This is a genomic window from Pseudomonas sp. NBRC 111133 (genome assembly GCF_001320605.1).
GTDB lineage: Bacteria > Pseudomonadota > Gammaproteobacteria > Pseudomonadales > Pseudomonadaceae > Aquipseudomonas > Aquipseudomonas monteilii.
In genome coordinates this window covers 1-20,812 of the sequence record NZ_BCBJ01000133.1, presented here as the reverse complement: position 1 = coordinate 20,812, position 20,812 = coordinate 1, and the positions used below count along the sequence as shown (strand labels likewise).

Below are 20,812 nucleotides of genomic sequence, written 5' to 3'. Positions count from 1 at the left end.
CAGCTAGCCCAACTGGACGCTGAGATCGCGTTCCTACCTTTTGACACATGAAGTGAACTCCGCCTCAACAAGACGGCCTTCCGTCAAAGGGAGGACAACTGATGAATCAGTCGAGAGAGCTTCATTCCACCGTCATCTGCCTGCAGGCAGGAAAGGTATTGCTTGTACGCAAGGAGGCACCTCAGTGGTCACTCCCTGGCGGCAAAATCGATCCTGGCGAAACGCAGCTTGAAGCGGCACGTCGTGAACTACGGGAAGAAACGTGCCTAGAACTGACTGACGCTCAGTTTTTGGGGCATCACGTGCTCCAAGCGGAAGAGCACTGGCTGTACCGAATGGCCGTTCCGGCCAGCATGATGCCTCGACCTTCGCACGAGATAGTGGAGTGTCGCTGGTTCTCGATCCAGGAAATCACCAAAACCTCAGTCAAGCCAACCAACGTAGATCTGCTAAGACGAGAAGGAATAATCACCGCTAACGAATAGCCTGAATCAGCCAAGGAGCTTGATGTTCGATAGGCAGCAGCACTAATGAGTATCGATCAGAAAACTTGCCCGTCCCAAGAAAAGTATCGGTACGAGGAGAAATTTTCTGGCTTTGGCTGGGCTTGCCTACTCCGCCATCGTACTGAATGGCGGTCGCTTAATGGCTTTCCTATTTGGCTCATTGGCAAGGCTTTTGGCCCGTCCTATCCCCCAAGCCAGCGCACGATTCATCGATTCGCCCGGCATGGCAGCAAACGCCTCTTCGTGAAGGGGCATTCCACTCGCGGCATAAACCCCGAGAAAAACCTGGGTGGCTCCGGTTCGTGACAACCTCGTCTGGACTTCTATAGCGGTTCCGTCGTCCAGCGTTTCATCATAACTGCGGTGGGCAAGCGCGGGGGCAGCCCACTTCCAGAAGACATCACCACGTATTCGCATGCCAGCCCCCTTTAGCTTTAAAGCGGAACGGTTGGAGCCCCCGAGCTTGGGATTCTCTCAGCTAGCCCTTGCGAACAGCCGATTATGATGGATGGCCACCGATTCGTCCCAGCAGCTCCATTTGGATCGCTCTGATATCGATGTGATCCGATTGGTTCAGCCAACTTTCGGATAGGCAGCGAATCAGTACCGCCTGCCTTGTTGGTCTGAACTTTGCTGTCCGCCATGGCTTCCCCTGCATACCGATCACGAAATTACGCGGCTGCAGGAGCTGACATTCATGAGAGCACTGACCTACCACGGAGCACACGACGTCAGGGTCGATAACGTCCCTGACCCGATCATCGAGCAAGAAGACGACATTATCCTCAGGGTCACCGCCACAGCCATTTGCGGCTCTGACCTGCACCTTTACCGAGGCAAAATTCCAGAAACCGAAGCGGGCGATATCTTCGGCCATGAGTTCATGGGCATCGTCGAAGACACCGGGAATGCAGTCACCAATCTCCAGATCGGCGACCGCGTGGTGATTCCCTTTGTGATTGCGTGCGGCAGCTGCTTCTTCTGTCAGCACGATCTGTTTGCTGCCTGCGAAACCACCAACACAGGTCGTGGCTCGATCATCAACAAAAAGGGCATTCCACCGGGCGCCGCTTTGTTCGGATACAGCCATCTCTATGGCGGTATCCCTGGCGGCCAAGCGGACTACGTCAGGGTGCCCAAGGGCAACGTCGGCCCGTTCAAAGTGCCCACCACGCTGGCCGACGACAAGGTGCTGTTCCTCTCGGAAATTCTGCCAACCGCCTGGCAGGCGGTCATCAATGCCGAGATTGGCCAGGGCTCATCGCTGGCGATTTATGGTGCCGGGCCTGTGGGCTTGCTGAGCGCCGCCTGTGCGCGAATGCTCGGCGCTCAGACCATCTTCATGGTCGACGACAACGATTATCGCCTGGCCTACGCACAAGAGGCCTATGGGGTCATACCGATCAATTTCGAGCAAGACGACGATCCCGCCGACAGCATAATCCGCCAGACGCCAGGCATGCGCGGCGTCGATGCGGTGATCGATGCGGTCGGTTTCGAGGCCAAAGGCAGCACCGCCGAAACGGTAATGACGGCGCTGAAGATCGAAGGCAGCAGTGGCAAGGCGCTGCGCCAGAGCATTGCTGCGGTGCGACGCGGTGGGATTGTCAGCGTTCCAGGTGTGTACGCCGGCTTCATCCACGCCTTCATGTTCGGCGATGCCTTCGACAAGGGGCTCACCTTCAAAATGGGCCAGACCCATGTGCAGAAATACTTGCCTGAACGTCTTGAACACATCGAAGCAGGTCGCCTGCAACCAGAGCTGATCGTCACCCACCGCCTGGCCCTCGAAGAAGCGGCCATGGGCTACAAGATGTTCGATCAGAAGCAGGACAACTGCCGCAAGGTCATCCTCGTGCCAGGCGCGGCAGCAGGCACCTTGGGCCCTGACTACGTGTAAGGAGGCAAGCACATGAACGGTCTCGCCAGCTACTTCTGGATTGCCGTGGCGGCAATCCTCTTGCTCATCGATCTATGGGCCATCGTCAGCGTATTCAGAAGCGACAAGTCAGATGCAGTGAAAGCGGCCTGGGCCCTGCTGATCGTCGCGCTACCGCTGGTTGGCCTGGGTATCTGGGGCGTTGCTGGCCCGCGCGGTATCAAGCGAGGTACCGGGCCCACTTCCGACGAGCACAGCAAAGGCTGACATCTCCGAGCTCCACTTACAGGGGTTTCAACATGATCGATCAAGCGACAGGCATGAAATCAGGCGAACGCTATCGCGTGGAAAACGTGGAGCGCGCTCATCAGTTTCCAGGCTTCTTTCAAGACGGGAAGTATTATCTCGGCCCTGAACTTCTCACCGCCGTGGGCTGGCTCGAAGGTACGCGCTTCATCTACGACAGCCTGGATGCCGAAGGTGAGCCCGTATTTCCAAACCGGGAGGCAGGCACGGTGGAAGGGCTGACGTTGACCCTGATCGATGGCACCTCTCTTGAGCTCTCGCGGATCGAGGCCAGCGAAACCGTTGCCCCCCTTGACCTCAGCGCCTCGGGTGCGCAACGAGAAGCGCCTGTCCGTGGCGCTCCGCTCAAAGGGCCTCTGCGCGGCAAGGTCGTGGTCATCACCGGCGCATCCAGCGGCATAGGCCGAGCCGCCGCGCATGCCTTTGCGTGCAAAGGTGCTCGCCTGGTACTCGCCGCACGCGATGAAGAGGCGTTGTTCGACGTGCTGGATGAATGCACCGATTGCGGTACGGATGCCATAGCGATCACGACCGACGTTACCCACAGCGACCAAGTTCAAGCGCTTGCCGTTCAGGCCGCAGACTTTGGACATGGACGGATCGATATCTGGGTCAACAATGCCGGGGTCGGCGCGGTCGGCAATTTCGAAGAAACGCCGTTGGAGGCGCACGAGCAGGTCATCCAGACTGACCTGATCGGTTACCTGCTAGGTGCCTACGTCGCCCTTCCCTTCTTCAAGGCACAGGGCAGCGGCATTCTGATCAACACGCTGTCGCTGGGCAGCTGGGTGGCCCAGCCCTACGCCGCCGCTTATTCGGCGAGCAAATTCGGCTTACGTGGACTGACCGAGGCATTGCGAGGCGAGCTGACTGAATATCCCAACATCCATGTCTGCGATATCTATCCAGCAGTCATGGACACACCTGGCTTCCGAGACGGTGGCAACTACACCGGACATACGCTGACACCGCCAGGCCCCGTATACGATCCCGAGATGGTGGCAAAGGCTATGGTGGCCTGCGCAATCTTGCCTCGTGCTCACACCACGGTTGGCGCTGCGGCGCGCCTCGCGCATTTGGCCAGCTACCTGATACCAGGCCTGCCTCTGTTGTCAGGAAGGCTGACGCGCTGGGGGATAAATCGCAGCCCCATAGCCGAAGCATCATCAGGCAACCTCTTTGATCCTCCAAGTGGCCGGAGGGGTATCGACGGAGGCTGGAGAAAGCCGAAAGACAAAACGCCGCTGCTGATCGGCGCAGCGGCGCTGGGAATCCTTGTAGGTTTTACACTCACACATTCACGACGCAGGGATAGCTAGAGGAGGTCTGCGTACCGAGAATGAGCATGGTTTCATTGCGAGATCACGTTCGATCCCTACTTTGCTGACGAGCTCGTGGGATTAACCGGGCGATAGTCCTCCCCTGCTACCGCTCTCAAGTAAGCAGCGTCAGCCTCCAGACGAAGATCGCGCCATTCCTGCCAGCAGATAATCCCTCGACGATCCATCTCATCGGCCTGGCGAAGCAATTCGTCATGATATTCGTCTGGCGAATCCATTCGGAAGGCCCTGCTTTTCAGCACGCGGTACCAGTCTGCCAGACAGTTGAGCTTCAGCAATTGGGCGGCAGAGAGGTTTTTCTCGAACGTTCGCATCAGGAGGCCTCACACGCTGATGGAGGGTTGAGTCACGAAGATTCCAGAGGTTCAGTAAAGCGGTGTCAGCGGCGTCGATGTGTCCAGAAGGTCGCCCCGTTATGGTTCCGCTCACGGATGGGTATGGACGGCACTGACTCAAGTTGGAGTGAATTTCTTGAACGCTGGCGATGTCGTAGTGATGGCGCGCTGCTACGTCTTGCTGGAAGAAAGCAAGCAGACCTGGATGTCCCTCCCTTCCTGCAGCCGCATGTCCGAGTACCCATATGAAAGAGCTGCTTTCCGCTGCGAAGATAATTCGCCCAACTGTTCTCATCGTTGAGGACGAACCCATGATTCGAGAGCTTTTGACCCTGTACCTGGAAGAATGGGGGGCCATGGTGACAGCGGTGGCGACTGCCGATGACGGCAATGAGGCGTTGAGGAAGCAAAATTGGACGCTGCTGATAACGGATGTGCAAACGCCTGGTTCACTCAATGGGGTCGATCTTGCCTGGATGGCAAGCCAGCAAAAACCTCAGACGCGCATCATTGTCATGAGCGGATACTACGAATTTGCAGGGAGAGTGTTGCCGCCAGGTGCCCGGTTCCTTCCTAAGCCGTGGCCAATAACCCAGCTCCAGGAACTGCTCTGCGCTCAGCTTAACCACGCCGGCGGAGGCTGAAAATTCGGCGTCTGCAGACGGGATGCGAGCTTGATCCTTCCCAAACGTTCGCGAACAAAGCTTAAGGACGCCACACACGCCTGCACCAGTTCTTTCGCGCAACCCGTCGGCCTCGGCAAGAACCCACGGAGTAAACACCCCACGCCCCGACGTCCGAGTTGAACACAGACTTTCCTGTGTGACGACATGAGGTGAAAGATCATGGCTAACAACCAAACCAATCGTGGCCATCAAGGTGGTACTGCTCAGAACAATCCTGGCAATTTTGCCAATGATCGCGAGAAAGCGTCGGAGGCAGGTCGCAAAGGCGGGCAGAGTTCAGGCGGCAATTTTGCCAACGACCGTGAGCGCGCCTCAGAGGCAGGCCGTAAAGGCGGTCAAAACAGCCACGGCGGCGGGCGCGGTAGCGAAAACCGGTAACTTGAAATGAGGCTGGCCGGGGTGCCTGGCACTCTGGCCACTTTTTGAGAAAATGAAAGCGGTCTTAAGGAGACAGCGAAATGGGCAACAAGGGTTTGCTTCTCGCTCGAAGACGACCACCAACAAGCACCAGCGCCAATGACGCTGCCGCTAGCAATAGGCTCACCCCTAGCATCTGGCTAGTGAGGTTATGAAACCCTGAAACCGCAGCGCCGATTATGGCTAACATTCCTGAAAGCCCAGCGTAGCCTACCGCAGTCATCAGCCATCCCCAGTTACGCATCCCCTACTCCTCCAATGATGATTCCAGGTCTCGAATCAGCCTGATTACGACTATACGCATTTGGCTAAGTGCCATCGGTGTGCGCAGGCGCGCCTAGAGTTTGAAGCGTACATGGATACAACTTTTACTATCCTGCCGATCAACCACCACTGCCGCGCTACCGTAGCCGGAATAGCTTTTGACCAATCGCATGCCAAGCCCCGTACCTGTCGGCTTAGGATAATTATCAGGAAAGCCGTCGCCCTCATCCCTGACGGTGAGCTGAGCATGATCGCCGGCATGCTTGACGATCACTTCTATGGATCCTTTGCCGTACTTAAGGGAGTTGGTGATCAACTCAGAGATCACTAACCCCAAGGGAGCCATTCTTTCAGGTGGCAGGACGAAGTCGTCAGCCTCCAACAGAATTTGCCGGTCGGCCAAAGCCTTGCCCAGATCACCCAACAGGGCACTTAGGTAATCGCGAGCGCGTACTTCTTGGTCTTCGGCGGCCTGGTATAGTCTCTCGTGAACACTGGCAATGGTCACCACTCGCCCTGCGGCAGTTTCGAGCTGCAACTTAACAGCCGCATCTGGCGTGAGATTGGCTTGAAGTAACAGCAGGGTGTTTACAAGGTGGAGGCTATTTTTGACGCGATGATGGATTTCTTCGAGATAAAGGTCGCTTCGATTTTGCCTGCTGTTCTGCGCCTCAATGAGAGAGAGCAGCTGAGCTTCGTACTGGTGCCGTTCAGTGATATCCCGTGATACCGCTATGATCCGTTCGACCTGACCATCCGTGCCCATGATTGGCGCCACAGTCACGTCCCACCATTTGGGTTCATCGGGAGCGATTGGGCAGTACGATTCGAACCTCATGGTTTCGCCAGCGCTAACTTTAGCTACCGCCTCCCAAACAAGTGATCGCGACTCCTCAGGCCACAAGTCATACCATCGCTGACCTTTAACACTGGTCAGTTGGGTATCCAGGAATTTCAGCCCGGCTTCATTCATGAACTCGATCTCGCCGCTCGGGGCCAGGATATCCACCCAGTCAGGGCTTGCGTTCAGAATGGTCTCGGAATAAGGGTCGGGAACTGGAACATCCACGCCTGCAGATATTCTTTCGACAGCCATGGAAATGACGTTCGAGATGCCTTCCAGAAATACCAGATCGCTCTCTACGAAATCGTCCCCGTTGCTGCTGTCGGCTTCCAGTACACCAAACGGGCTGAGCACACCCCGGATCGGGACATTGATGGCCCGCTCGATTCCATATTTTTTGAGCAGTTCCGGCGTTCGAAAGCGATTTTCCATACCCAAATGATTCGAGAGTACGGGCCTATAGGTGGCCAATGCATAGCCTGCGGGACTAGCCACATCGCCGCCCACGGTTGCCCGCCCGATGTCAGAAGCATCCCAGCCAACGCCATGGGTCAGAACAAACCCTTCCCCGTCCTCTGCTGGCTGGAGCACCTTGGAAAAACGAGTGCACATTCCTTCAGCGACTACTTCACATGCACGGGTCAGCAACAGATCCAAGTCCGCAGCCTTCAGGGACATTACGCCAAACTCGACCACGAGCTCATGTTGGCGGTGCAAGCGCGTATGAGTCTTTTTCAAGGCCGCTCGGATTGTTTCGTCCACTGGTAGCTGCTGCATAGTCTTCCCTTCCGGATTAACGGGAAACGCCCAGAATCCTTTCAGGGCGTACAGGCGGTTCGCTTACCGCTTTCCTACCATAGCCGCTAATCCATGACGGCGCCTAGCGCACCACTCATCGCCCAGTAGCAACGGCGTAGAGGCCCAGAGCCCTAATGCATATGACCCGCGAGCAAACCCTACATGCCGAAAACCATCCTCATTGTGGAAGACGACGACCTCCTAAGAGACCTAACTGCCGAGAGCCTCTCGTCACTCTACGCCGTTGCTATGACGTGCTGCGCAAATGCTGACGAGGCGTTGCATTACCTTTGCAATAAGGAAGTCCCTAGCTTGGTGATGACCGATATCCATATGCCTGGAAGCATGGACGGTTTAGGCCTTGCACACGAGATTTGGCGTCGATGGCCTACCCTGCCAGTGATTCTGACTTCGGGCGACGCAATAATCGACACCGGTTTGCTGCCTGCTCGGACAGCATTTCTCCCCAAACCTTGGGAGATTTCTGATCTCGCCTCGCTGATCAACAAATTAGTAACGCTCCCGCCGCAAGTTGAAACCTGATCCAAAGAACACTGCCTATCCCTTCCATGCTTCGTATTTGGCTAGCAGCGGTTGAACGCTCAACCCATGCAGCAGAATGCTCAACGCCACCACGGACAGCACCAGGTTGATGCTTTGCGCGGCCAAGGTGGGAAGCAGCCCATGATTGAGGGCATAGAACAGGTAGTAGAAGCTGCCGATACCTCGGATGCCAAACCACCCTAAAAGTCCACGCTGGCGGATATCCAGCATTCCTCGAGCCGGGAACAGCAGGATGCTGATGGGGCGAATGACAAAAAACAAAGCACCGGCAACAAGCACTGCCCGCCAGTCCCAATGCTCAATGAGCACTACCCCGAGCAGGGTCACCAGAAATACTTCCATTGCCCGTTCGATCAGGCTACCGAACGCCAACATGTCACCCAACATGATCCCCGCTGCTACCTGCGAGTCGTCGAGCCCTTTCAGATCGCCTTTGACTGCTAGCTCCGGTGCCACGTGCTGGTGACCTACCACAGGCTGTACCAAATGTTCAGCAGCCGGCGCTTCAGGGCTATTGGCGGTCTGCACCTCCGCCTGACGTAAACCAAGTCCCGCAGCGAACACCGCGAGGAACCCATAAGCCTGTATCGACTCGGCGCTCACGTATGCCAACGCAATCAGGGCAAGGGCCAGATAGTCATTGGGCGAGACGGTGCTGTCGTCGTTGCGCAGACGCAAGAACAGCGTGAGCTTGCCCAGGCCGCGCCCCATCCAGTAGCCAAGCACTAGACCTGCGGTTACTGCCCACAGCATGTCCTTGAGCAACCAGTCACTGAACCAAGTCTGGCCATTGTCCTGTTGCAGGAACAGTCCAAGCATGACGAAGGGAAACGCCACGCCGTCGTTGAGCCCTGCCTCACCCGACAAGCTGAAACGGACAAGATCATCGTCCCGGGCATCAACCACCTGCACCAGGGTTGCGAGCACGGGGTCAGTGGGTGCGAGGATCGCTCCGATCAGTAGCGAGACGCCCCACCCCAAGTTCAGGCCGTAGTGCAGCACCAGCGTTACCCCACCGATGCAGAGCAACATCACCGGCCCGGCTAGAAAAAAGGCGCTGCACCAACGGCGGTTGTGCAAGGGCAGGCGCAATTTCAAACCACTGAAGAACAGCGAAAACAACACCGCGACTTCTGTGAGGTGCTCCATCCACTCGCTCGACTTGCTCACGTCCAGTTGAAGAAAACCCAGCCCCGATGTCCCCAGGACGATGCCCAGGGCAAGGCACACTACAGACGAGGTCACAGGGATCCAGCGTAGGTAGGAGGATGAGAGTGCGAGCAGCAGCAAGACTGCGCCCAGCATGGCGAACCAGACGATGAAGGTCATCTGTGCAGAAGCCTTGGGAAAGTTTTCGAGTATTTTTTTGACTTTCCGGCAGGCCACGTCGTTCCGCTGCGCTTGGTGGGCTCACCCAATACCTCGGTGAAATGTAAAAAAAGATTTCAGCGCTCCACTGCGGTCAAACCCTATAGATCGCAGTGGAGATTACGTCATGAAATTCGCCCAGTTCTGCCAATGGCTCGCCAACCACGCCGGTAAGCCGAGCACCTTCTTGATCGCCGTGGTGTTGATTGCCATTTGGGCGGCCTCTGGGCCCTGGTTTCACTACAATGATACCTGGCAACTTATCGTCAACACGTCGACCACCATCATCACATTTCTGATGGTTTTCCTGATCCAGAACACCCAGAACCGGGATAACGACATCATCCACGTGAAGCTCGACGAACTGATTCGCGCTACGAAATCTGCGGAGCAGTCGGTATTGGATCTCGAAGCGCTCGATAACCGGGAAATCCATAAACTTCGCAAGCAATATCAGGCGATGGGCAGCGAATGTGATCCCCAACATCAGGCGCCTGCTGAGCATCAGACGGACGATGTGGCTCGGGATAACCTACAGCGCTAGAGACCTTGTTGGTGGCCCAGCAGAAGAGTTGAAGGTACGTCTGCAGGGGGAAGCGCTTGGTCAATAGCTTGAGCGAGCTCCTCTATCGACCACGGCTTGAAGAGGTAGGTAACAGGTGGTGTGACCTGAGAAGCATCCAGCTGATAGCCCGAGGTCAGAATGGCGGGTAGCCCAGGCCACCTTTCGTGTGCCATGGAGATGAATTCCATACCTTTGATGCTTCCCGGAACACCGTGATCGACAACGATCAACGAGCAGTCGCTCTTGAGTCCCATCAAGTGAATCAAAGCATCTTCTGAGTTATCGAACGCATCGCAGGTGGCGCCCAACTCGATCAGGATTTCCACCAGAAGGGCTTGAAGCGTTGGATCATCCTCTACGACAACTACTGTCTTCCCTGACAGCGACAAACCCTCAATGTCGAGCTTCATCACCCTCTCCAGTACGTAATCCAATGGTCGAGTGTTTCACTCTTCCGGACATGCGTCGATGGGGGCTAAAGGCCACCAAACTCAATGGCCTTACAACTTCGTCAAATGGGACAAGCCTTCACGCATGAAAATCTCCACGGTCTTTGGGCCTACGCCCTCTAAACTCAGTAGCCAGCGCTTAAATCCCTCAGCATCTGACCCCTCCTGCAGTGCCTCAAGTTGGGCAACCAGTTCCACTTCTACCTTGTTGCCAAGATCATGCAGTCGTCGGGCAGTGGATTCATCGTAGCGCGCATAGCCGGCCTGGCCGAGGAGTTTGACCAGCGTGGAATGAGAAGTCTGGGCAAGCTTAATCGGCGTATCCAGGCCCTGCTGATCGACAAGCGTCCGGTACGCCTGCACTGCTACGGTGGCGCGGATGCGCTTCCCCATGAGAAAGCTGGCCAACAACCATCTGAACACGCCAAGGGCATCCGTGACCTCAATGTCGAGGTCACAGGCAGTTATAGTCTTCAACCTTTGCTACGGCGCGGGTCAGCTGAACGTGGATAGGTGCGTTCCTCCTCGAGAGTGCCGTCCGCTTTGTGGATCTTCACGGACGCCGTCTTATCCTCGAAGACATCTGCAAGGACACTGACAAGCTCCTGCTTCGTGGCGGCTCGTTTTGAGGCTCGCTCAGCACCGACTTTCTTCAATTCCCAGCCATCCGAAGTCGGGCTGAGGTGATAACTATCCATCAGCTGGTTCTCCTCTCTAAAGGGATTGGCCATCGTCCTGAAGGTCTTCTTCAGGCTCAGCCGCATCCGTGGCATCAGCGTCATTCAGTGGCGGCGACGTGGGCTTTTCCGGATCGTTAATGAAAGGCACGTCGCTTGGGCCTTTTTCTTCAGAGCCTTCGGTTTTAGGCTGCATGGCAACACCTCCAGGCACGTTGATGGAATACCGGTCTCAGGCCCCTTAGGTAGCACCTGAGAATTTGCCGACATCGATAGGTTGCGGAACGAATTCGGGGCCCTCTCCAGCCAGCCTCCACTTCACCTTGGCAATGCCATACCGCTCAGCCATCGGGCGACTGACCAGTTTGATGTTCTGCTGACTGAAACGCGGAATGATGCCCACGCCGGCATCACAGCTGGCCCAGTGCCATGCGGCGCCGTTGTCCATTTTCTCCAGACGGATAATGAATGTCCGAGGCTCACTGTGAAGCTCGTACTCAATTACATAGAGTTGCTGTCCGATCACCAGAATTCCCTCCCTAGTCATGCGTTATTGAGCAAACCAAGGAAGAAATAATTCCATCGAAATGGCAGGTGGTAAGCCACTGCGCATAGTCGACGCGCCGGGGCTATGTGTCCTGACTACCTGTAAGAAATTCGAACAAGGTCTCAGCGCAGGCCGTAATCCCCTCCAGAAGCACCATTTCGAAGCCATGGGTATTCTCGGTGGGTATCGCAATGCAACCAGCCCGGGCATCGATCCCGGCGCTCATCACCGCGCTTGCATCGGATGCAAAATCGACGAGCAATGCCGACTGGGGCTTAAAACCGGCCTTTAGGCCAGCGGCGATCAGGCCCTGCACCACGGTGCGGCTGTAGTATCCCTTCTGGTCGCCGGTATTGATGATCGGATTGGCCGAAAGCTCCGTGCCATATTCCTCAAGTACAGGGCCGACCTCGACAGCGATTGTGGTGTCGCCGGGCAGCCGGGAAGCTGCGTACATGGCGCCGGCATTCGACTCTTCCTCCAGCGTCGTAAGCACGAACCAAACGTCTTGCTTCAGTTTCTCTCGCCGTTCACTCAGTAGCTTCGCACAGAGAATGACAGCGCTCAGCGGAGCTCGGTCGTCGAGGAAGTGAGCGGCAATACAGTCATGTACCTTGAAGGGCTTACGCCAGTGCTGACTCAGCACGACTCGAGTACCAGGCCGAACGCCAAGCTTCTGGAGCTCTGACTTGCTCTTGCGCGTGACGATATAGACATCTTTCCACTGAACATTTCCTGCCAACACGTCTCTTCCATTCGAAGTACGACCGCTGTTGTGCATTGAACCGTAGGACAAAACACCCGGCAGGATGTGTTCATCGCCCAGGATATCGACAGGGCACACGCCGAAGCTTATCGGTTGCGCCCCCCCTAGAGCGAGCACCTCCAGGGTGCCGTTCTCCAGCACATTTTTGACGATCATCGCGATCTCATCGAGATGGGCCATAACGCGTATGGCTGCCTCTGGGCTACCAGCGCGGCCCCCACGAATTACCCCCACCACATTGCCAGCAGGGTCGATGTGCGTGTCATCACAGAATAGGCGCAGCTCGCGCAGACAAATGGCCCGTACTTCATCTTCTTGTCCGCCCGGCCCTCGGGCGTTGAGGAGCTCGGTCAGTAATGCCTCAGTCTTCAAAATGTTACCCCCATGTTCGCACGCAGACGTGTTCAGGCCAGCTGGATGTAAACCGAGTAGCTACCCAGTAACACCCAGAACACCAGAAAGATCCACGGCGTCCGTAGCGAGAACAGCAATGACTTTCGATGCCCTGCACGCGAGGTTTCCGCCTCACAGAAAAGCGGCGGCTCGTCGTAAGCCAACCCCATCAACGGCTCGCTGCGCAGTAGGTGGCTCTGTTTGAGCTGCCAGTGATCGATGATGTTGTAGGCCGCCCGAATGCCAGGCCAGGCGTTGAGCGAGCTCAGTACCCCGAGCAAGGCGAGGAAAGCGGGCACGATCAGTGTGAACATCTCGCCCCATCCTTGATTGAGGTTCCCCATGGAGGAAACGAAGGCGATGACCAGGAATGACTGAGCCGCCAGGTAGGCATCCGTGCGGTTGGCCAGGATGCTGGTTTCGTACTGGATCTCACGCCGGTAAAAATCCAGACGCTCCTTAGGAGAGCCAAACATCCTGGCATTGTGCTCGCTGATCTCGTGCTCAGGGGTCGTTGGGGTAATGATTCGAGGCACTCGCTACTCCGGATATTGGGCTCCGAGCGAAGAGATGAGACTGGAGCTGAGTCCGGTAGAACAGGCGATGGGGCATGGAATTCAATTGGATTGATATCCCGCACCGCTCGTCGTACCAACCGCAGATTGAAACCAACACGAGGAGGCAGGGCCTTTCGAACCGGTATGAACGTTCTCAACTGCAGGAGCTTCTACCATGCGAGACTTCCCTACCCCGCCCTTCCCTTCGCAGCCTCAAAATGTCCCTGGCTCACAGCGCAAGATGGAGCCCTACCCGGATTGTGGTGAGCAGTCGTATACCGGCCACAATCGCCTCGAAGGCAAGGTTGCACTCATCACCGGAGCAGACAGCGGCATCGGGCGGGCAGTGGCGATTGCCTATGCCCGTGAAGGCGCCGACGTCGCCATCGCTTATCTGAATGAGCATGAAGACGCGCAAGAAACCGCGCGCTGGGTTGAGTCCGCAGGCCGTCAATGCCTGCTGTTGCCCGGAGACCTGGCGCAGAAACAGCACTGCTACGACATCGTCGAAAAGACCGTTAGCCAGTTCGGGCGTATCGACATCCTGGTCAACAACGCGGCGTTCCAGATGTCCCACGAAACCCTGGAGGAAATCGACGATGACGAATGGGTGAAGACTTTCGATACCAACATCACCGCCATCTTCCGTATTTGCCAGGCGGCCCTGCCTTCCATGCCCAAGGGCAGTTCGATTATCAATACGAGCTCGGTCAATTCCGACGATCCATCCCCCAGCCTGCTGGCTTATGCCACGACCAAGGGGGCCATTGCCAACTTCACTGCTGGCCTGGCTCAGTTGCTAGGCAAGAAAGGTATTCGGGTCAACAGCGTTGCGCCAGGGCCTATCTGGACGCCTCTAATTCCTTCCACCATGCCAGAGGAAGCGGTTACACACTTTGGTTCCAAAACACCATTGGGTCGTCCCGGACAACCGGTGGAGGTCGCTCCGATCTACGTGCTGCTGGGCTCCGACGAAGCCAGTTACATCAGTGGCTCACGTTACGCAGTGACTGGCGGCAAACCGATCCTCTAGTGAAAAGAGGCTCGCCGTGCTGGCGAGCCTGACTCTCTTTTTGCGTGGCAGTTTCAGCGTTTGTGCTGATCGTGATCACGGGCCGTTTTTTGCGCTGTCGAGTCATGTGATGTGCCGGTGGATCCATCCGGACGATGAGCATCGTTATCTCGCTCCTCTTCCCCATGCGGCCTTGTCTGCGCACCTTCTTTTTGGCTGACGCTCACTTTCTTCATGTTGCTCTCCTCCCATTGCCTTTGAACAAGGGAAGCCAATCTACGGGGCAAAGTTCAGGTCAGTGACACTTCAGGAGATGGGCGGGCAACACGGGCGATGAACCAATTACCCCAGGCTCGCGTCCACCGCAAAACAAGCGAGTCGATTCTGGAATGGAAAACGACCCTGTACTGTCCGCCCTCGGCTATCTCAAAAACAACAAACTGATTTTGAGCACAGCAGAATCGTGCACTGCAGGCTGCCTTGTGGCGTTGTTGGCGGCGGTACCGGGTACCGGAAAGGTGCTGGAAAGCGGCTATGTCGTCTACTCACCCAGCGCCAAGAAGCGGCTGCTGGGGGTCAGCGCCGAAACCATCGAACGATACGGCCTGACCAGCGAAGCAGTAGCTTGGGAAATGGCCTTGGGCGCCTTGAGGGACAGCGATGCGAATGTGGTGATCGCCACCACCGGTATAGCCGGGCCGGCGCCCGAATCCGGGATACCACCGGGGACGATGTGCTTTGCGTGGGCCTTCGCCGGCGAGCCAATTGCCGTTTTCACGCGCACTCAACGCTTCTTCGGCGAGCGGCCTGAAGTCATGCGCCAAGGTGCCCTGTTCGGGTTGACCCGGCTTTCCCACTATCACCAGCGCTGGCTACGCGGTGAGCGCGCCTGAGGGGGTGATCATGTCGGAAGATGAACTGCTATCCAGGCGTCATCCTGTTAAAGAAGACATGCCGATGCAGCAGCGTGTTTGGCGCTTCGAGCGCGTGGGGTGGTACGTGCTCGTGGCCATCGTATTGCTTGCCTTGGCAGGCCTGTTCGGTAATGGCCCATTGAGCGATGCGGAGGTGGTGAGCCCGAATGGACGGGTACGGGTTGAGTACCAGCGCCTCAGCCGAAGCGGCACGACGGACAGCCTTTTCATCACCGTTCAGGGTATCCCTGGTCAGCCGGTGGAGGTGCAACTCGAGGGATCATTGCTCCGTGACGCCAGTATCGAGACGTTGCAACCGGAGCCACAACAGTCGATGTCGCATGGCCAGGCCATGCTGTTCCAATTGGGTACTAAGCAAGATGGGGTCGCCACCTTGTACTTGACCCTTCGAAATGAGCACGTAGGCACTCTAGAGGGCAGCGTCAGGGCTGGCCCTGAAAGCGCCGTTCACTTCTCCACATTCCTTTACCCCTAGGAGTGCGTCATGGATTCGATCCTCCGCGCAGCCGGGATGTACGTCGCACTTATGCTGCTGTTTCGCGTAGCCGGACGGCGCTCACTGGCCGACCTGACGACCTTTGACTTCGTCTTGTTGCTGATCATTGGGGAAGCCACCCAGCAGGCACTTCTGGGCGAGGATTTTTCATTCACCAATGCCATGCTGGTAATTGCCACGCTGATCGTTTTGGACGTCGGCCTTTCACTCGCGAAGCTCAACTCCAAGTCCTTGGCCAGGTTTCTGGATGGGCACGCTACCCTGGTTGTTGAAAATGGGCGCTTCCTGCATCACCGCATGCGTCGCGCACGACTCACGGAGGACGATATCCTTGAGTCAGCGCGGGACAGCCAAGGCATCGAGAACATTGAGCAGGTAAAGTTCGCTATCGTCGAACGCAATGGAAAGATTTCGATCATTCCTGCCGAATAAGGCACGGAGCTCCACCTCTCAGGCCTTTTAGAGTGCAAATATCGCCTGGCTATGGTCGATGGTAGGGATGGGCATCAGTTCGCGCCGGGATACCAGCCAGGCCCGCATCCGCTCGGTATCAAAAATCTGACCCTCTTCCATCATCACCAGAATGAGCGCTTGGGACATTCGGTAACAGCCGCATTTAGAACAGCGTCGCTCTTCCCATCCACCGGTGCATTCGACGGACTCAGCTTGCCCAGCGCAAATCAGACAACTCATGTAAGCCCCCTTTTGTTCTTGTTCCTTGCAGGGTAATGCGAGGGCACAAAGCTCCCTTGTGTCCCGCTTTACATGAGATATTCATGCCAATCCTAAATTCCCTCTATTTGCGCAACGCTCACATAAGACGAACCAGACGCCAGATAGCCATGTCGGAATCAGAACACATGATCTCGAAGGCACACCGATGGAAAGAGAACCGGTAGAAGCTCAACAGGGTGCACCTGAGCGAGATGAGGGTGGCTGGTTGCCCCTGGAGCAGTATGGTGCACTCGGGGATGGGCGTTCCGTGGCACTGATTGGTCTGGACGGTTCCATCGACTGGTGGTGTGTGCCGCACATGGATTCACCTCCCCTGTTCGACAAGCTGCTGGCTCCGCAAACAGGAGGCTACTTTTCCATTACCCCCAACGAGCCGTTCGTTGCTGAGCGGCGCTACCTGCCAGGCAGCAACGTCCTCGAGACACTCTTCATCACCCACGAGGGTCGTGCGCGGCTGACCGAGTCCTTGAACAGTGGCCCCGCTGGGCGTTTACCTTGGGCCGAACTTGCCAGGCGCCTCGAATGTGTCGAGGGTACGGTCGATTTCGAGTTAGCCATCGACTTCGGAACCCAAGCCGACACGGTAAGCCCCTACGTGGCGCCGAATGACAATGCCTGCGTTTTTCATGCGGGCCGAATACTCGGCATGTTCCTGCACGACCATCAGGTGCACATCGAACGCAAGGATGACATGGGCGTGCGTGCTGTCCTTAGCCTTGCAGCAGGACAACGCTCAGTGGTCGCAATCATCGCAGGACGAGATGAGCCCCTGGTGGTGCCCCCATTGGCCTTGATCGATGAACGCATCGACGGCTCGCACAGTGAGTGGTGCCAATGGTCGAAGGGGCTGGTCTACGACGGCCCGTACCAAAACCATGTAGTCCGTAATGCGCTGGCCCTCAAGCTTCTGTTGTCCTCTCCAAGTGGCTCGATCATGGCGGCAGCGACCTCATCCCTTCCCGAGCGGATTGGTGGCAGCAAAAACTACGATTACCGCTTCGCCTGGATACGCGACGCCAGCTACACCATCGAAGCGTTTCTGGGCATCGGCGCACAGCCGGAAGCCAAGGCTGCCTTCACCTGGTTGCTGCGCCGCCTGAGTGAACATGGGCCACGGGTGTTTTATACCTTGGACGGGGCCATTGGTGATTGCGTGCGCCAGGTTGATCTCCCTGGTTACAAAAACTCGCCTCCAGTCGTTGGCAACGACGCGCGCGACCAGCTGCAGCATGGCGTGTTCGGCGACATTTTCGAAACCGCCCGTTGCTTCATCGACAGCGGCAACATTCTTGATTCCCCGAGCGCCATGCTCCTCTCAGGCCTTGCCGACCAGTGCGCCGACTGTTGACGTCAGCAGGACGCCGGTATCTGGGAGTTGCCGGAAAAGCAGCACTACACGATGTCCAAGATCAGTTGCTGGCAAGCCTTGAGCCGGGCCATCGAACTGGCAGATGGCGGCCACCTTCCCACCACCTGCCGGGAACGCTGGGATCGCGAGCGCCAGCGCATCCAGGCATGGATCGAGGCGCACTGCTGGAGCGAGGAGCGCCAAGCCTACCTGTTCTATCCAGACAGCGACCGGCTGGACGCCTCACTGGCACTGGCGGTCAGGTTCGGTTACCCCAGCAAACAACGTATGCGCAGCACACTGCAAGCCATTGACCATGATCTGGGGGCGGGCGCTTTCCATTATCGCTACACCGATGCACAGGAAGAGGAAGGTTGCTTCCTGGCCTGCACATTCTGGTTGATCGAAGCCTCGGCAATCCTCGGCCAGCAAGAACATGCCGTAGCCGCCTATGCAGATGCTTTGCAAGGGCTATCACACGGGGTAGGCATCTACTCGGAGATGATCGATCCGCAGACTGGACAGTATCTGGGCAACCTTCCTCAGGGCTTGACTCACCTGGCAGCCCTCAAAGCCGCAATGGCTATTGGAGGTTGCCATCCTGAACGATGACGCCAGCCATCATCTGCGTTGAACCGTCTCGCTTAGCGGCTACTCAACCAGAGGCAAGTTCTTACATCCAATCCGTGATGAGGTAACGCCATGAACGCTATCGACTTACTGATTCAAGACCACAAGTTGGTAAAGAAGCTGCTCGAAGAGCTGTCGACCACCACCGAGCGAGCAGTGAAAAAACGGGCCGATCTACTCCACAGGATCGAGCAGGAGCTGCAGATTCACACCGCGCTCGAAGAAGAAATTCTATATCCGGCCATCAAGGAAGCGGGTGGCAAGGAAGAAGCGAAAATGTACTACGAGGCCAAGGAAGAACACCGGACTGTTGACTCCCTCGTCCTACCCGACCTGCTGCATACCGAAACCGGCACCGTCGAATTCGCCGGGAGAGTCAAGGTCATGAAAGAGCTGTTGGAGCATCACATCGAGGAAGAAGAAGGCGAGCTCTTCCCCACCGCGAAGAAGCTGCTCAGCAAGGATATCCTCGAGGAGCTTGGGCAAACCATGGAAATGCAGAAAAAGATGCTCAAGGGCGAGCGCCGAGCCGCTTAGTGGAGCCATCACCTGCCAGCTCTCTGGAAGCTGGCAGGTGATTAGCTTCAGATACCCATCATCATTTGGAAGGTTTCATGGAATATTGGATTGGGTTACTTGAATGGCCTGCCATGGTGATGACCGTGCTGGCAGCCTGGTGCATCGGTTCGCGCCGTCCGGGTAGAAGAAAGATTGGATTCTGCTGTTTCATCGCAAGCAACGTGCTGTGGGCTGTGTGGGGCTGGCAAGCACAAGCCTGGGCTCTGATCATCTTACAGTTCTGCCTCTGCGCGATGAATCTGCGAGGGTGGCGGAAGAACACGCAACTGGAAATTGCCGGGTGATAACGCCCTGACAAGCCGGTGAAGGGTTGCTTTAAAACATGCAGGTTGCCCTTCTCACCAAGCTTCCGTCCCTGGAAGCAGTGAGAGCGGATCACGCAGCAGGCTTGAGCACCACTTTCGTCCAGCCATCATCCCGCGCATCGAAGTGCTTGTAGGCATCTGGGCCTTCGGCCAATTTCAAACGATGGGAAATGATATGCGAGGGCTTGGCGCGCCCATGATGGATAAGCTCTGCCAGGCGGCGATTGTAGGCCTTTACATTCGCCTGACCTGTCCGGATCTGTTGGCCCTTGAACCAGAACGCACCGAAGTCGAAGGCCATCTTGCCCTCCTTCGCCAGTTCGTTTTTCGCTCCAGGATCTTCTGGCACAAACACCCCAACCACGCCGATGCCGCCAGTGGCCTTGGTTGAAGCGACCAAGTTGTTCATGGTGAGGTAGTTCGCTTCATGGCCATGCTTGTCGCAGCACTGGTAACCGACGCACTCACAGCCCCGGTCGGTGCCTTTGCCGTGGGTAAGGTTCATGATCTCTTCCACTGCTCTTTGCTCGACTGCGTTGATGGGAGTTGCCCCAAGCTGCGCGGCAAGCTGTAGGCGATCCGGCTGGTTGTCGATGACGAAAACCTGGGACGCGCCTTTGATGATTGCCGAATGCGCCGCCATCAGGCCAACAGGCCCTGCGCCGTAAATCGCAATGCTCTCACCAGGAAGCAGTCCGGCCAGCTCAGTTGCATGCCAACCAGTAGGGAAAATATCCGAGAGCATGACGTAGTCATCTTCTCGTTCCTGGGCGTCCTCAGGCAGCACCAGGCAGTTGAAATCCGCATACGGAACGCGGAGCAGTTCCGCCTGACCGCCTTGGTAGGGCCCCATCTCAGCAAAGCCGTAAGCGGCGCCGGCAGAACCGGGATTGGCTGTCAGGCAGAATCCCGTGAGCCCTTTTTCGCAGTTCTCACAGAACCCGCAGCCGATGTTGAATGGCAGGCAGACGCGATCACCAATTTTGACCCGGTCGACTCCGGCGCCCACCTCAATCACTTCGCCGAGGTTTTCATGGCCAAAAACTCGACCTGTCTCGAAAGACGTGCGGCCTTCGTACATGTGCAGGTCAGAACCGCAGATGTTGGTCGTGGTGATACGCACCAGTACGTCGGTGGGCTTCTCGATTTTTGCGTCAGAAACATCCTTGACCGCGACGTCACGTGGGCCGTTGTACACGATGGCTTTCATGTTGAACTCCCAAAGTCAGGGGCGACGGAAAAGCGCCCTACTCTGTTCAGGTGAATCCAACGTCAGTACGTTCATCGTGTTGATTGTAGAGGCAGACCGGTGGCGCTAAATGCTGTCGCTCCCACCGGAACAGGGATCGCGTGAGCTATGAGGTTGGAAGCGAGACTCTGAATACAGTGCCAGATTGCACACTGGATTTGACATCGATGGAGCCACCATCATCTATAGCATTGCTGATAGTAAATGTCCGCGCTAGATCTCATACGTTATATTGCTCAAGGTCTCGATGAGGCCTAGGGAA

The 20,812-nt window shown here is 56.7% G+C and carries 28 protein-coding genes and 1 pseudogene; 15 read left to right on the top strand and 14 right to left on the bottom strand.

Annotated elements, in window-relative coordinates:
• The first annotated feature begins 101 nt into the window (after positions 1 to 101).
• Positions 102 to 485, top strand: a complete 384-nt coding sequence (locus tag APH36_RS28245) for an NUDIX domain-containing protein (protein WP_016711373.1) — start codon at positions 102 to 104, stop codon at positions 483 to 485.
• A gap of 126 nt (positions 486 to 611) precedes the next feature.
• Here the strand turns inward: APH36_RS28245 and APH36_RS32925 are convergent, their stop codons facing one another.
• On the bottom strand, positions 612 to 923 hold the full coding sequence (locus tag APH36_RS32925) for a hypothetical protein (protein ID WP_016711374.1): 312 nt from the start codon (positions 921 to 923) through the stop codon (positions 612 to 614).
• 280 nt (positions 924 to 1,203) lie between these two features.
• Here APH36_RS32925 and APH36_RS28235 point away from each other — a divergent pair, with 280 nt between their 5' ends.
• The 3 genes from APH36_RS28235 to APH36_RS28225 are packed head-to-tail and all read left to right on the top strand — an operon-like array spanning position 1,204 to position 4,010.
• Entirely contained in the window at positions 1,204 to 2,406 is a 1,203-nt protein-coding gene (locus tag APH36_RS28235) for a zinc-dependent alcohol dehydrogenase (protein ID WP_016711375.1), read from the top strand.
• A 12-nt stretch (positions 2,407 to 2,418) separates the two neighbouring features.
• Positions 2,419 to 2,652, top strand: a complete 234-nt coding sequence (locus tag APH36_RS28230; protein WP_014859183.1) for a PLD nuclease N-terminal domain-containing protein — start codon at positions 2,419 to 2,421, stop codon at positions 2,650 to 2,652.
• A gap of 32 nt (positions 2,653 to 2,684) precedes the next feature.
• Positions 2,685 to 4,010 (top strand): SDR family oxidoreductase, encoded by a 1,326-nt coding sequence (locus APH36_RS28225; protein ID WP_016711376.1) that lies wholly within the window; start codon positions 2,685 to 2,687, stop codon positions 4,008 to 4,010.
• 56 nt (positions 4,011 to 4,066) lie between these two features.
• On the opposite strand, the gene APH36_RS28220 is transcribed toward APH36_RS28225, so the two are convergent.
• Complete coding sequence (locus APH36_RS28220; protein ID WP_004573953.1) at positions 4,067 to 4,345, bottom strand: hypothetical protein; 279 nt, start codon at positions 4,343 to 4,345, stop codon at positions 4,067 to 4,069.
• A 266-nt stretch (positions 4,346 to 4,611) separates the two neighbouring features.
• Between APH36_RS28220 and APH36_RS28215 the strand changes: the two genes are divergently transcribed.
• Together APH36_RS28215 and APH36_RS28210 are read left to right on the top strand one after the other, a co-directional pair.
• The gene (locus APH36_RS28215; RefSeq protein ID WP_004573952.1) at positions 4,612 to 5,010 is read left to right on the top strand and encodes a response regulator; all 399 of its coding nucleotides are present in this window, start codon (positions 4,612 to 4,614) and stop codon (positions 5,008 to 5,010) included.
• 201 nt (positions 5,011 to 5,211) lie between these two features.
• Positions 5,212 to 5,430, top strand: a complete 219-nt coding sequence (locus tag APH36_RS28210; RefSeq protein ID WP_004573951.1) for a general stress protein — start codon at positions 5,212 to 5,214, stop codon at positions 5,428 to 5,430.
• 376 nt (positions 5,431 to 5,806) lie between these two features.
• On the opposite strand, the gene APH36_RS28205 is transcribed toward APH36_RS28210, so the two are convergent.
• Complete coding sequence (locus tag APH36_RS28205) at positions 5,807 to 7,354, bottom strand: sensor histidine kinase (RefSeq protein ID WP_004573950.1); 1,548 nt, start codon at positions 7,352 to 7,354, stop codon at positions 5,807 to 5,809.
• A gap of 183 nt (positions 7,355 to 7,537) precedes the next feature.
• Here APH36_RS28205 and APH36_RS28200 point away from each other — a divergent pair, with 183 nt between their 5' ends.
• A complete protein-coding gene (locus tag APH36_RS28200) occupies positions 7,538 to 7,918 on the top strand; it encodes a response regulator (protein ID WP_004573949.1) in 381 nt (126 codons plus the stop codon).
• Positions 7,919 to 7,933: 15 nt separating this feature from the next.
• On the opposite strand, the gene APH36_RS28195 is transcribed toward APH36_RS28200, so the two are convergent.
• Positions 7,934 to 9,268 carry a sodium:proton antiporter gene (locus tag APH36_RS28195; RefSeq protein ID WP_004573948.1) on the bottom strand — a complete coding sequence of 445 codons (1,335 nt, stop codon included), beginning with the start codon at positions 9,266 to 9,268 and terminating at the stop codon, positions 7,934 to 7,936.
• Between the two features lie 166 nt (positions 9,269 to 9,434).
• On the opposite strand from APH36_RS28195, the gene APH36_RS28190 reads away from it, so the two are divergent.
• Positions 9,435 to 9,851: a low affinity iron permease family protein gene (locus tag APH36_RS28190; RefSeq protein WP_004573947.1), complete on the top strand. Its 417-nt coding sequence runs from the start codon at positions 9,435 to 9,437 to the stop codon at positions 9,849 to 9,851.
• Here APH36_RS28190 and APH36_RS28185 read toward each other — a convergent pair.
• The 7 genes from APH36_RS28185 to APH36_RS28160 form a co-directional block, all read right to left on the bottom strand.
• Entirely contained in the window at positions 9,848 to 10,282 is a 435-nt protein-coding gene (locus APH36_RS28185) for a response regulator (RefSeq protein ID WP_004573946.1), read from the bottom strand. The genes APH36_RS28190 and APH36_RS28185 overlap by 4 nt on opposite strands.
• 90 nt (positions 10,283 to 10,372) lie before the next feature.
• Positions 10,373 to 10,798 (bottom strand): hypothetical protein, encoded by a 426-nt coding sequence (locus tag APH36_RS28180; protein WP_004573945.1) that lies wholly within the window; start codon positions 10,796 to 10,798, stop codon positions 10,373 to 10,375.
• On the bottom strand, positions 10,795 to 11,019 hold the full coding sequence (locus APH36_RS28175; protein ID WP_004573944.1) for a DUF2188 domain-containing protein: 225 nt from the start codon (positions 11,017 to 11,019) through the stop codon (positions 10,795 to 10,797). Before APH36_RS28175 ends, APH36_RS28180 begins: the two co-directional genes overlap by 4 nt.
• A gap of 16 nt (positions 11,020 to 11,035) precedes the next feature.
• The gene (locus APH36_RS32240) at positions 11,036 to 11,194 is read right to left on the bottom strand and encodes a hypothetical protein (protein WP_004573942.1); all 159 of its coding nucleotides are present in this window, start codon (positions 11,192 to 11,194) and stop codon (positions 11,036 to 11,038) included.
• A 45-nt stretch (positions 11,195 to 11,239) separates the two neighbouring features.
• On the bottom strand, positions 11,240 to 11,524 hold the full coding sequence (locus APH36_RS28170; RefSeq protein ID WP_029380192.1) for a DUF6555 family protein: 285 nt from the start codon (positions 11,522 to 11,524) through the stop codon (positions 11,240 to 11,242).
• 103 nt (positions 11,525 to 11,627) lie between these two features.
• Positions 11,628 to 12,683, bottom strand: coding sequence for a peptidase M42 (locus APH36_RS28165; RefSeq protein WP_016711381.1), 1,056 nt, complete (start codon positions 12,681 to 12,683; stop codon positions 11,628 to 11,630).
• Between the two features lie 32 nt (positions 12,684 to 12,715).
• A complete protein-coding gene (locus tag APH36_RS28160; RefSeq protein WP_016711382.1) occupies positions 12,716 to 13,240 on the bottom strand; it encodes a hypothetical protein in 525 nt (174 codons plus the stop codon).
• 196 nt (positions 13,241 to 13,436) lie between these two features.
• Between APH36_RS28160 and APH36_RS28155 the strand changes: the two genes are divergently transcribed.
• Complete coding sequence (locus APH36_RS28155; RefSeq protein ID WP_016711383.1) at positions 13,437 to 14,294, top strand: SDR family oxidoreductase; 858 nt, start codon at positions 13,437 to 13,439, stop codon at positions 14,292 to 14,294.
• Between the two features lie 53 nt (positions 14,295 to 14,347).
• On the opposite strand, the gene APH36_RS32235 is transcribed toward APH36_RS28155, so the two are convergent.
• Complete coding sequence (locus APH36_RS32235; protein WP_162998278.1) at positions 14,348 to 14,509, bottom strand: hypothetical protein; 162 nt, start codon at positions 14,507 to 14,509, stop codon at positions 14,348 to 14,350.
• A 153-nt stretch (positions 14,510 to 14,662) separates the two neighbouring features.
• Here APH36_RS32235 and APH36_RS28150 point away from each other — a divergent pair, with 153 nt between their 5' ends.
• Genes APH36_RS28150 through APH36_RS28140 form a run of 3 tightly spaced genes read left to right on the top strand, consistent with a single transcriptional unit; the run spans position 14,663 to position 16,136 of the window.
• Entirely contained in the window at positions 14,663 to 15,166 is a 504-nt protein-coding gene (locus APH36_RS28150; RefSeq protein ID WP_016711384.1) for a CinA family protein, read from the top strand.
• A 10-nt stretch (positions 15,167 to 15,176) separates the two neighbouring features.
• On the top strand, positions 15,177 to 15,683 hold the full coding sequence (locus APH36_RS28145; RefSeq protein WP_029380193.1) for a hypothetical protein: 507 nt from the start codon (positions 15,177 to 15,179) through the stop codon (positions 15,681 to 15,683).
• 9 nt (positions 15,684 to 15,692) lie between these two features.
• Positions 15,693 to 16,136: a DUF421 domain-containing protein gene (locus APH36_RS28140; protein WP_016711386.1), complete on the top strand. Its 444-nt coding sequence runs from the start codon at positions 15,693 to 15,695 to the stop codon at positions 16,134 to 16,136.
• A gap of 27 nt (positions 16,137 to 16,163) precedes the next feature.
• Here APH36_RS28140 and APH36_RS32230 read toward each other — a convergent pair whose 3' ends face one another.
• Complete coding sequence (locus APH36_RS32230) at positions 16,164 to 16,304, bottom strand: hypothetical protein (protein WP_016711387.1); 141 nt, start codon at positions 16,302 to 16,304, stop codon at positions 16,164 to 16,166.
• 340 nt (positions 16,305 to 16,644) lie between these two features.
• On the opposite strand from APH36_RS32230, the pseudogene APH36_RS32920 reads away from it, so the two are divergent.
• The 3 genes and pseudogenes from APH36_RS32920 to APH36_RS28125 all read left to right on the top strand — a co-directional run bounded on the left by APH36_RS32920 (position 16,645) and on the right by APH36_RS28125 (position 19,280).
• A pseudogene (locus APH36_RS32920) lies at positions 16,645 to 18,399 on the top strand (glycoside hydrolase family 15 protein).
• A 90-nt stretch (positions 18,400 to 18,489) separates the two neighbouring features.
• Entirely contained in the window at positions 18,490 to 18,954 is a 465-nt protein-coding gene (locus tag APH36_RS28130; protein ID WP_016711390.1) for a hemerythrin domain-containing protein, read from the top strand.
• 77 nt (positions 18,955 to 19,031) lie between these two features.
• On the top strand, positions 19,032 to 19,280 hold the full coding sequence (locus tag APH36_RS28125) for a hypothetical protein (protein WP_016711391.1): 249 nt from the start codon (positions 19,032 to 19,034) through the stop codon (positions 19,278 to 19,280).
• 91 nt (positions 19,281 to 19,371) lie between these two features.
• Here APH36_RS28125 and APH36_RS28120 read toward each other — a convergent pair whose 3' ends face one another.
• Positions 19,372 to 20,511 carry a glutathione-independent formaldehyde dehydrogenase gene (locus APH36_RS28120; RefSeq protein ID WP_016711392.1) on the bottom strand — a complete coding sequence of 380 codons (1,140 nt, stop codon included), beginning with the start codon at positions 20,509 to 20,511 and terminating at the stop codon, positions 19,372 to 19,374.
• Positions 20,512 to 20,812: the final 301 nt, after the last annotated feature.

Coding starts and splice junctions, on each gene's coding strand:
- APH36_RS28145 (WP_029380193.1), top strand. CDS start 15,177: ATGTCGGAAGATGAACTGCTATCCAGGCGTCATCCTGTTAAAGAAGAC.
- APH36_RS32240 (WP_004573942.1), bottom strand. CDS start 11,194: ATGCAGCCTAAAACCGAAGGCTCTGAAGAAAAAGGCCCAAGCGACGTG.
- APH36_RS28150 (WP_016711384.1), top strand. CDS start 14,663: ATGGAAAACGACCCTGTACTGTCCGCCCTCGGCTATCTCAAAAACAAC.
- APH36_RS32230 (WP_016711387.1), bottom strand. CDS start 16,304: ATGTCCCAAGCGCTCATTCTGGTGATGATGGAAGAGGGTCAGATTTTT.
- APH36_RS28155 (WP_016711383.1), top strand. CDS start 13,437: ATGCGAGACTTCCCTACCCCGCCCTTCCCTTCGCAGCCTCAAAATGTC.
- APH36_RS28225 (WP_016711376.1), top strand. CDS start 2,685: ATGATCGATCAAGCGACAGGCATGAAATCAGGCGAACGCTATCGCGTG.
- APH36_RS28235 (WP_016711375.1), top strand. CDS start 1,204: ATGAGAGCACTGACCTACCACGGAGCACACGACGTCAGGGTCGATAAC.
- APH36_RS28120 (WP_016711392.1), bottom strand. CDS start 20,511: ATGAAAGCCATCGTGTACAACGGCCCACGTGACGTCGCGGTCAAGGAT.
- APH36_RS28125 (WP_016711391.1), top strand. CDS start 19,032: ATGGAATATTGGATTGGGTTACTTGAATGGCCTGCCATGGTGATGACC.
- APH36_RS28210 (WP_004573951.1), top strand. CDS start 5,212: ATGGCTAACAACCAAACCAATCGTGGCCATCAAGGTGGTACTGCTCAG.
- APH36_RS28175 (WP_004573944.1), bottom strand. CDS start 11,019: ATGGATAGTTATCACCTCAGCCCGACTTCGGATGGCTGGGAATTGAAG.
- APH36_RS28140 (WP_016711386.1), top strand. CDS start 15,693: ATGGATTCGATCCTCCGCGCAGCCGGGATGTACGTCGCACTTATGCTG.
- APH36_RS28230 (WP_014859183.1), top strand. CDS start 2,419: ATGAACGGTCTCGCCAGCTACTTCTGGATTGCCGTGGCGGCAATCCTC.
- APH36_RS28215 (WP_004573952.1), top strand. CDS start 4,612: ATGAAAGAGCTGCTTTCCGCTGCGAAGATAATTCGCCCAACTGTTCTC.
- APH36_RS28190 (WP_004573947.1), top strand. CDS start 9,435: ATGAAATTCGCCCAGTTCTGCCAATGGCTCGCCAACCACGCCGGTAAG.
- APH36_RS28205 (WP_004573950.1), bottom strand. CDS start 7,354: ATGCAGCAGCTACCAGTGGACGAAACAATCCGAGCGGCCTTGAAAAAG.
- APH36_RS32235 (WP_162998278.1), bottom strand. CDS start 14,509: ATGAAGAAAGTGAGCGTCAGCCAAAAAGAAGGTGCGCAGACAAGGCCG.
- APH36_RS28220 (WP_004573953.1), bottom strand. CDS start 4,345: ATGCGAACGTTCGAGAAAAACCTCTCTGCCGCCCAATTGCTGAAGCTC.
- APH36_RS32925 (WP_016711374.1), bottom strand. CDS start 923: ATGCGAATACGTGGTGATGTCTTCTGGAAGTGGGCTGCCCCCGCGCTT.
- APH36_RS28185 (WP_004573946.1), bottom strand. CDS start 10,282: ATGAAGCTCGACATTGAGGGTTTGTCGCTGTCAGGGAAGACAGTAGTT.
- APH36_RS28130 (WP_016711390.1), top strand. CDS start 18,490: ATGAACGCTATCGACTTACTGATTCAAGACCACAAGTTGGTAAAGAAG.
- APH36_RS28200 (WP_004573949.1), top strand. CDS start 7,538: ATGCCGAAAACCATCCTCATTGTGGAAGACGACGACCTCCTAAGAGAC.
- APH36_RS28245 (WP_016711373.1), top strand. CDS start 102: ATGAATCAGTCGAGAGAGCTTCATTCCACCGTCATCTGCCTGCAGGCA.
- APH36_RS28195 (WP_004573948.1), bottom strand. CDS start 9,268: ATGACCTTCATCGTCTGGTTCGCCATGCTGGGCGCAGTCTTGCTGCTG.